The organism is Actinomycetota bacterium, from assembly GCA_035759705.1.
GTDB lineage: Bacteria > Actinomycetota > CADDZG01 > JAHWKV01 > JAHWKV01 > JAJCYE01.
Window position 1 is genome coordinate 1 of record DASTUJ010000078.1, and the last position, 8566, is coordinate 8566.

The following is an 8566-nucleotide window of genomic DNA, read 5'->3' on the forward strand; positions in this document are numbered from 1 at the left end:
TCTGGGCGCCCAGTCGGCTCGGGGGGCCGCGTGGGCCGCCTCCCTGGGCATCGGGCTGCAGCAGGGCCGGTCCGAGCCGAACAGCTGGGACCCGACGGTCTCCCAGGTCCGGGCCGCCGAGGCGTACCGGGCGGTCCACCCGACGGGCCGGATATCGACCGCGCGCAACGCCTGGGTCGGCACCGCCGACGACCCCGAGCTGTGGGAGGGGATCCGCCGCCACGACGAGTTTCTCAAGTCCCGGGGGCTGTCCGGCATGCCCGAGGACCCCAAGGAGGCGCTTCGCAAGCTGAACGTGCGCATCGGCACGCCGGAAGGGCTGGCCATCGACCTTAAAGGCTGCGTCGCCTCGATCAAGCCGGACGAGCTGCTGATCACGCCCGATCCGGGGGGGCTGGAGGCGTCGGACCGGCTGAAGAGGCTGACCGCACTTGCTGAGGCCTTCGGATTAGGGGGCAAGTAGCAGTGGCGGTTTCGCCGCTTGCACCCATCAAGACCGACGACCCCTCCAACGAGGAGGACATCAAGCCGGACCGGCCGTGGATCGTGCTCGTCTGGAACGACCCGATCAACCTGATGTCGTACGTGACGATGGTCTTTCAAAAGCTGTTCGGCTACTCGCTGGAGAAGGCGACCGCGCTCATGCTCGACGTCCACCAGAAGGGCCGGGCGGTGGTCAGCAGCGGACCTCGCGAGAAGGCCGAGTTCGACGTCTCCCGGCTGCACGCCCACGGGCTGTGGGCGACAATGCAGCACGATGTCTGACGACCCCTTCGAGGACGACACATCTGAAGAAGACCCTTTTGCGGACTACCCGGAACCCCGCCCCCGGATAGCCCGCTTGGGGCCCGGCCGGTTTGCGTTGGAGATCCCCAAGCCGGAGCGCCGTCTGCTCCGCAACCTGCTGCCCGACCTCGGCTACCTGGTGGAGACCCGGGACCCCGACACCAAGCGGCTGTTCCCCGCCGCCTACCACGACGACCCGGAGAAGGAAGCCGAGTACCAGCGCCTGATGGCCGGCGACCTGGCGGCCGGCCGCCTCGCGGCAATTGAAACCGTCGAGAAGACGATCGACGAGCCGGAGATCGACCTGCCGGCTCTGGAGCGCTGGATGGAGGCGATCAACAGCCTGCGCCTGGTCCTGGGCACCCGCCTGGAGGTCGGCGAGGACCTGCCGATGCTGGAAGTAGACGACCCGGACGCCCCCGCCTACGCGGTGTACGAGTACCTGGGGTGGCTAATGGAACAGGCGGTGCGGGCGATGAGCGAGGACCTCGCCCAGTTCTAGAGACTGCGTTGCTCTCAACCGGCGTTACACTTTTAAAGTTGACTGATTCACACTCAACTTTTACTATCGAAACTAACTAAGGTCTGGAATACCCAACGGGGGCCGAGCGTTGATGCTCTCGGACAACAAGTAAACAAAACGGAAAGGAAACACGTATGCCAAAGGCAGTCGGAATCGACCTGGGGACCACCAACTCTGTGGTGAGCGTCCTCGAGGGCGGGGAGTCGGTAGTCATCCCCAACGCCGAGGGCCATCGCACCACGCCGTCGGTCGTAGCGTTCACCAAGTCCGGGGAGATCCTGGTCGGTGAGGTGGCGAAGCGGCAGGCAATTACCAACCCCGATCGCACCATCCGCTCCGTCAAGCGGCACATGGGCACCAACTGGAACACCAAGGTCGACGGCAAGGAATGGAAGCCGCAGGAGATCTCGGCCCAGATCCTCATGAAGCTGAAGAGGGACGCCGAGGCGTACCTGGGCGACAAGGTCACCCAGGCGGTCGTCACCGTCCCCGCATACTTCGGCGACTCCCAGCGTCAGGCGACCAAGGAAGCCGGCGAGATCGCGGGCCTCGAGGTTCTGCGCCTGGTTGCCGAGCCCACCGCCGCGTCGCTGGCCTATGGCCTCGACAAGCAGGCCGAGCAGACCATCCTGGTCTTCGACCTCGGGGGCGGCACCTTCGACGTCTCGATCCTTGAGATCGCCGAGGGCGTGTTCGACGTGAAGGCCACCAACGGCGACGCCCACCTGGGCGGAGACGACTGGGACCAGAAGATCGTCGACCACCTTCTGAAGGAAGTTAAGAACAGCCACGGCGTGGACCTGTCCAAGGACCGCATGGCGCTGCAGCGTATGCAGGAGGCGGCCGAGAAGGCCAAGATCGAGCTCTCGCAGGCGATGCAGACCACCATCAACCTGCCGTTCCTGACGGCAACCGAGTCCGGCCCCATCCACCTGGAGGTCAGCCTGACCAGGGCTCAGTTCGAGCAGATGGTCGAGGACCTTCTGGAGCGGGTCAAGACCCCGTTCAACCAGGCGGTCAAGGACTGGGGCAAGCCGGTCGGCTCCATCGACCACGTGGTTCTGGTCGGCGGATCCACCCGTATGCCGATGGTCCAGGACCTGGTGAAGACCCTCTCCGGAGGCAAGGAGCCCAACAAGGGCGTCAACCCGGACGAGGTAGTCGCCATCGGAGCCGCACTGCAGGCCGGTGTCCTTCGAGGCGAGGTCAAGGACGTCCTGCTTCTGGACGTGACCCCGCTGACCATGGGTATCGAGACCCGAGGCGGCGTGTTCACCAAGATGATCGAGCGCAACACCACGATCCCGACCCGCAAGAGCGAGACGTTCTCCACCGCGGAGGACAACCAGCCCTCGGTGACGGTCAACGTGGTCCAGGGTGAAGGCCAGATGGTCACCTCCCCGGGCGTTCGCTCACTGGGCCAGTTCGACCTGGTCGGTATCCCGGCTGCGCCTCGGGGCATGCCTCAGATCGAGGTGAGCTTCGACATTGACGCCAACGGAATCGTCCACGTGCACGCCAAGGACCTCGGCACCGGCAAGGAGCAGGCGATGACGATCACCGGCGGCTCCGCACTGCCGAAGGAAGAGGTCGAGCGGATGATGCGGGACGCCGAGCAGTTTGCGGCCGAGGACGCCAAGCGGCGTGAGATGGCCGAGGCCCGCAACATGGCCGACAACCTGCTCTACCAGACCGAGAAGACCACGGCCGAGCACGGCGACAAGCTGGCGGCCGAGGACAAGGCGGCTCTGGACGACGCACTGGCCGAGCTGAAGGAAGCACTGAAGGGTGAGGACGTCGACCGGATCAAGACGGCTTCCGAGGCCCTGACCAAGGCGTCCCACAAGCTGGCCGAGCAGATCTACGCCACCAACGCCCAGTCGTCGGGCGGGGCAGCAAGCGCCGACGGCGCCGCAGCTTCGTCCAACGACGACGACGTGGTGGACGCAGAGATCGTCGAAGAGGGTGCCCAGTAATGGGTTCAGAATCCGAAGAGGGCCGGATCAAAATCCCGATCCGCGACAAGCGCAAGCTGTACGACGACGGTGCCGCCCCCCAGGGCGGCGCCGTGGTCGGCGAGCCGGTTCTGCCAGCAGAGCCCGAGGCCGAGCAGGACGCCGACAACGCAGCGATCGCCGAGGCGCACGCCAGGGCGGCCTCCTACCTGGACGACCTGCAGCGGCTGAAGGCGGAGTTCGACAACTACCGCAAGCGGACGCTGAAGGAGCAGACCCGGCTGATTGAGATGGCATCGGCGGAGATGGTCGCTCGTCTGTTGGGTGTGGTCGACAACTTCGGGATGGCAATGAACGCCGCGAGCGGTTCGAAGGACTACGAATCGATGCTGAAGGGTGTCGAGATGGTCTACGGAGAGCTTCGGCAGGTCCTCGAGAGCGCCGGCCTGGAGATCCTCGAATCGAAGGGCGAACCCTTCGACCCGAACATCCACGACGCAGTCATGCAGGACGAGGGCGACGGCTCCGGCCACATGGTCGTCGACGAGGTGCTGCGCAACGGCTACCTGTTCAAGGGGACCGTGCTCAGGCCCGCGATGGTGAAGGTGACGCAGGACGCGTCGGCTGCGGTCGACGCCAACACGAACGAGTAAAGGAAGAGGCGGATGAGCCAGAAGGAGTGGATTGAGAAGGACTACTACGCCGTGCTCGGCGTGGACAAGTCCGCGTCCGCGGCGGACATCAAGAAGGCGTACCGCAAGCTGGCTCAAAAGCACCACCCGGACGCCAACGCCGGTGACCCCAAAGCGGAAGACAAGTTCAAGGAGGTCTCCGCCGCCTACGACGTCCTCAGCGACGAAAAGACCAAAGAGGAGTACGACCGCATCCGCCAGATGGTCGCTGCCGGCGGCTTCCGCTCGGCCGGGCCGGGTGGCGCCGGCTTCGGCGGCTTCGGCGGAGGCGGCCAGCGGGTGAGGGTCGAGGATGTCGGCGACATGTTCGGGGGCGCCAGCTTCGGCGACCTGTTCGGCGACCTGTTCGGGAGCGGCGGCGGGGCGACCAGCGGCTTCGGCGGCCGGGCGATGCGGGGCGCCGACCTGGAGACCGAGACCTCGTTGTCGTTCGAGGATGCGCTCGAGGGCGTGCAGGTCGAGCTTCACATCCAGGAGCGCGGCGGGCAGCCCCGGACCATCAAGGCCCGAATCCCGGCGGGAGTCAACGACGGGGCCCGGATCAAGCTGGCCGGCAAGGGCTCGCCCGGCCCGGGCGGAGGCCCGGCGGGCGACCTGTACGTGAAGGTCAAGGTCCGGCCGCACAAGATCTTCGGCCGCAAGAACAAGGACCTGACGCTGGCGCTGCCCGTCACCTACGCCGAGGCGGCCCTGGGCGCCCAGATCGACGTCCCGACCATGAACGGCGGGCCGGTGAAGCTCAAGATCCCGGCCGGGACGTCGTCGGGCAGGACCTTCCGGGTGCGGGGCAAGGGAGTGCCGTCCGGCAGGGACAAGGGAGATCTGCTGGTCACGGTCCAGGTGGCCGTGCCGGAGAGGCTGAACCGCGAGGCGAAGAGCCTTATCGAGCAGCTGGCTGCGCTGGAAACCGAGTCGGTGAGGCCGGCCCTCGACGAGTTGATCGAAAGGGGGATGACGAGCGATGGATAACGGCAGCGGTCGCAGAGGGTCCAAGCCCAGCGAGCGCGGGGTGTACGTGATCAGCGTGGTGGCGGACCTTTCCGGGATGCACCCGCAGACCCTTCGGATGTACGAGCGCAGGGGGCTGATCGAGCCGAAGCGCACGCAGGGCAACAGCCGGCGCTACTCCGAGGAGGACGTCGCACGCCTTCGCCGTATCTCCGAGCTCACCCAGGTGCACGGCCTGAACCTGGCCGGCGTCCGGATTGTCATGGACCTCGAGCGCCAGGTGGAGGACCTGAAGAAGCGACTGGAGCGGTCCAACCGCCAGCTGGCAGCGGCCGAGCAGAAGCTCGCCGAGGCACGCCAGCAGAACCGCAACCGGGGGGTCCTGGTGCGTCTGGCCGACGTGGCCAGCATCTTCGACCAGGTTGCAGTGAACTCAAATCTACGAAAGGGCAGTCCTCGATAAGAAGGACTGGAGGTGAAGAACCAGATGGACATGAACAAACTGACTCTTAAGTCCCAGGAGGCGCTGGCCCGGGCCGCGGAGCTCGCAACGGCGGGCAACCACCAGGTCATCGCGCCGGAACACCTGATGAAAGCTCTGATGAGCGACCCGGCGGGGGTTGTGTTCGGGCTCATCCAAAAGCTGGGCGCCACGCCCCGGGTCCTGCAGGACCGGGTGGACGTTGCCCTGTCGAGGATGCCCAAGGTCTACAGCTCGGGAGCCCAGGCCCGCATGTCGCCGGAGCTCAGCCGGGTGCTGGAGAAGGCCTTCACCGAGGCCGAGCAGCTCAAGGACGACTACGTCTCCGCCGAACACCTGCTGCTGGCGCTGGTCGACGCTGCGCCGGGGCTCAAGCCGGTATTCAAGGAGTTCGGCATCGACCGGGACACGGTTCTGGCCGCCCTGGTGGAGGTGCGCGGCTCCCAGAGGGTGACCTCGCAGAACCCCGAGGAGACCTACCAGGCGCTGGAGAAGTTCGGCCGCGACCTGACCGACGCCGCCCGCAAGGGCAAGCTGGACCCGGTCATCGGGCGGGACGACGAGATCCGCCGGGTGATCCAGGTCCTCAGCCGCCGGACCAAGAACAACCCGGTGCTGATCGGTGAGCCGGGCGTCGGCAAGACGGCCATCGTCGAGGGAATCGCCAACCGCATCGTCGACGGGGACGTGCCCGAAGGCATCAAGACCAAACGCATCATCGCTCTGGACCTCGGCCAGATGGTCGCAGGCGCCAAGTACCGCGGTGAGTTCGAGGAGAGGCTGAAGGCCGTCCTCAAGGAGATCGCCGACAGCGAGGGTGAGGTCATCACCTTCCTTGACGAGCTGCACACGGTCGTGGGCGCCGGGGCGGCCGAGGGTGCGGTGGACGCAGGCAACCTGCTGAAGCCCATGCTGGCCCGCGGCGAGCTGCGCATGATCGGCGCCACCACCCTGGACGAGTACTCCAAGCACATCGAGAAGGACCCCGCTCTGGAGCGGCGGTTCCAGCCGGTTGTGGTCGGCCAGCCGTCGGTCGAGGACTCCATCGCCATCCTGCGTGGCCTGAAGGAGCGGTACGAGGTTCATCACGGCGTCCGGATTCAGGATGCGGCGCTGGTCGCAGCGGCGGTTTTGTCCGACCGATACGTGACCGCCCGTTTCCTGCCCGACAAGGCCATCGACCTGATCGACGAGGCGGCAAGCCGCCTGCGGATCGAGATCGACTCGATGCCCATGGAGATCGACGTGGTCGAGCGGCGGATCAAGCAGCTCGAGATCGAGCGCACGGCTCTGAAAAAGGAGACCGACGAGCCGTCCAAGCAGCGCCTGGCGGACCTGGAGTCCGAGCTGGCCGGCCTGCGGGAGCGGGCCAGCGCCATGAAGGCCCACTGGCAGGCCGAGAAGGAGGCCATCACCACCATCCGGGCCCGCAAGGAGGAGCTGGCCCGGCTGCAGGAGGAGTCGACGGCCCTGAAGGCCCACTGGAGCATGGAGAAAGAAGCGATCGACAAGATCCGCCAGATCAAGGCGGAGATCGACCAGACCCGGACCTCCGCCGAGCGAGCCGAGCGGGAGGGCGACCTCAACACCGCCGCCGAGCTGCGCTACGGCAAGCTGGTGGAGCTGAACCGGCTGCTGGAAGAGGCCAACTCCAGGCTGGACGAGCTGCAGTCCACCAACAAGATGCTGAAGGAGGAGGTCGACGAGCAGGACATCGCCGAGGTGGTCAGCAAGTGGGTCGGGATCCCGGTTTCCAAGCTGATGGAGGGCGAGGTCCAAAAGCTCATCCACATGGAGGACGGCCTGCACCAGCGGGTGATCGGCCAGGACGAGGCGGTCGCCGCGGTGTCGAACGCCATCCGGCGCTCCCGGTCCGGCCTGTCGGACCCGCACCGGCCCATCGGAAGCTTCATCTTCCTGGGGCCGACGGGTGTCGGTAAGACCGAGCTTGCCCGGGCCCTGGCGGAGTTCCTGTTCGACGACGAGCGGGCGATCCTGCGCCTGGACATGAGCGAGTACATGGAGAAGCACTCGGTGGCTCGCCTTTACGGGGCCCCTCCGGGCTACGTCGGTTACGAGGAGGGGGGCCAGCTGACCGAGGCGGTCCGCCGGCGCCCGTACTCGGTGGTGCTGCTCGACGAGATCGAGAAGGCCCACCCGGACGTCTTCAACTCGCTGCTGCAGGTGATGGACGACGGCCACATGACCGACGGCAAGGGCCGCAACGTCGACTTCCGCAACACGATCATCATCATGACCAGCAACATCGGGAGCGACTGGATCCTGTCCGAGTCCGACCCCGAGCGGATGCGGGAGAAGGTGATGGAGGCGGTTTCGATGACCTTCAAACCGGAGTTCATCAACCGGGTTGACGACATCGTCGTGTTCCACCGGCTGAGCCGGGAGCACATCGCCCAGATCGTCAAACTGCAGGTCCAGCACCTGGCTCGCCGTCTGGAGGCCAGGAACCTGCACCTGGAGCTGACCGATGCGGCGCTGGACTACCTGGCCGAGAAGGGATACGACCCGTCGTTCGGCGCCCGGCCCATGAAGCGGCTGATCGCCCGGGAGCTGGCCGACCGGCTTGCCCTGGAGATGCTGCAGGGCTCGTACTCCGACGGCGACACCATCGTCGTCGACGCCCAGGGCGGCCTGCTGGTCTTCAACGGCAGGCCGGCCGGCGCCGAGGCGTTGGCGAGCTTCAAGGCCGAATAGCGGTTAGGACTTAAGCGCCGGGCAAACCGCGCCGATAGAAATCGGACTGCGAGGAGGCCATATGCCCGGGTGGATCAACAAAATATTCGGCGGAACAACCCAAACAACGACGAGCGTCCGCAGCACCGCTGCGGACGTTCCCGCGGGTTGGGGATCACAACTTTTAGAGCTGCTCAAGCCGCTGGATCAGCAGATTCGCCCGGGAACGGCTAGAGATCTGGTGAACTTCGTCCTGATCGGGGAGCCGGTGTCGGCTCTCGGCAGGGTGGCCGGCTTCGGGCTCACCCGGAGGCTCAAGGTCACCGGTTACGGCGCCAACGAAGCGCTCAACATCTACCGGGGGTTCGAGCTTTTGCCGCTCGCGGCACGCCTGCGGTGGGTGCAGGTTCTCGAATCCTCCTCCGAGGCCGGCGAGATGTACTCCCTGAACCTGCCCGGCGGCGCCCACTGGCCCGAGATCCTGCTG

Annotated in this window: 9 protein-coding genes; all 9 read left to right on the forward strand. The window is 66.2% G+C overall.

From position 1 onward, the window contains the following. The coding region (locus tag VFV09_05195; GenBank protein ID HEU4867108.1) for a hypothetical protein at positions 1 to 463 on the forward strand (463 nt) is incomplete at its 5' end. A 2-nt stretch (positions 464 to 465) separates the two neighbouring features. After that, on the forward strand, positions 466 to 765 hold the full coding sequence (gene clpS, locus VFV09_05200) for an ATP-dependent Clp protease adapter ClpS (protein ID HEU4867109.1): 300 nt from the start codon (positions 466 to 468) through the stop codon (positions 763 to 765). Next, positions 758 to 1288, forward strand: a complete 531-nt coding sequence (locus VFV09_05205) for a DUF2017 family protein (protein ID HEU4867110.1) — start codon at positions 758 to 760, stop codon at positions 1286 to 1288. The genes clpS and VFV09_05205 overlap by 8 nt, the downstream gene beginning before the upstream one ends. Positions 1289 to 1443: 155 nt before the next feature. Further along, a complete protein-coding gene (dnaK, locus tag VFV09_05210; GenBank protein ID HEU4867111.1) occupies positions 1444 to 3285 on the forward strand; it encodes a molecular chaperone DnaK in 1842 nt (613 codons plus the stop codon). Further along, entirely contained in the window at positions 3285 to 3917 is a 633-nt protein-coding gene (gene grpE / locus VFV09_05215) for a nucleotide exchange factor GrpE (protein HEU4867112.1), read from the forward strand. Before dnaK ends, grpE begins: the two co-directional genes overlap by 1 nt. Positions 3918 to 3929: 12 nt before the next feature. Next, positions 3930 to 4925 (forward strand): DnaJ C-terminal domain-containing protein, encoded by a 996-nt coding sequence (locus VFV09_05220; GenBank protein HEU4867113.1) that lies wholly within the window; start codon positions 3930 to 3932, stop codon positions 4923 to 4925. Then, complete coding sequence (locus tag VFV09_05225) at positions 4918 to 5367, forward strand: helix-turn-helix transcriptional regulator (GenBank protein ID HEU4867114.1); 450 nt, start codon at positions 4918 to 4920, stop codon at positions 5365 to 5367. Before VFV09_05220 ends, VFV09_05225 begins: the two co-directional genes overlap by 8 nt. A 24-nt stretch (positions 5368 to 5391) precedes the next feature. Then, positions 5392 to 8100, forward strand: a complete 2709-nt coding sequence (locus tag VFV09_05230; protein ID HEU4867115.1) for an AAA family ATPase — start codon at positions 5392 to 5394, stop codon at positions 8098 to 8100. 61 nt (positions 8101 to 8161) lie between these two features. Further along, a partial coding sequence (locus VFV09_05235) for a hypothetical protein (protein ID HEU4867116.1) occupies positions 8162 to 8566 on the forward strand: 405 nt, incomplete at its 3' end.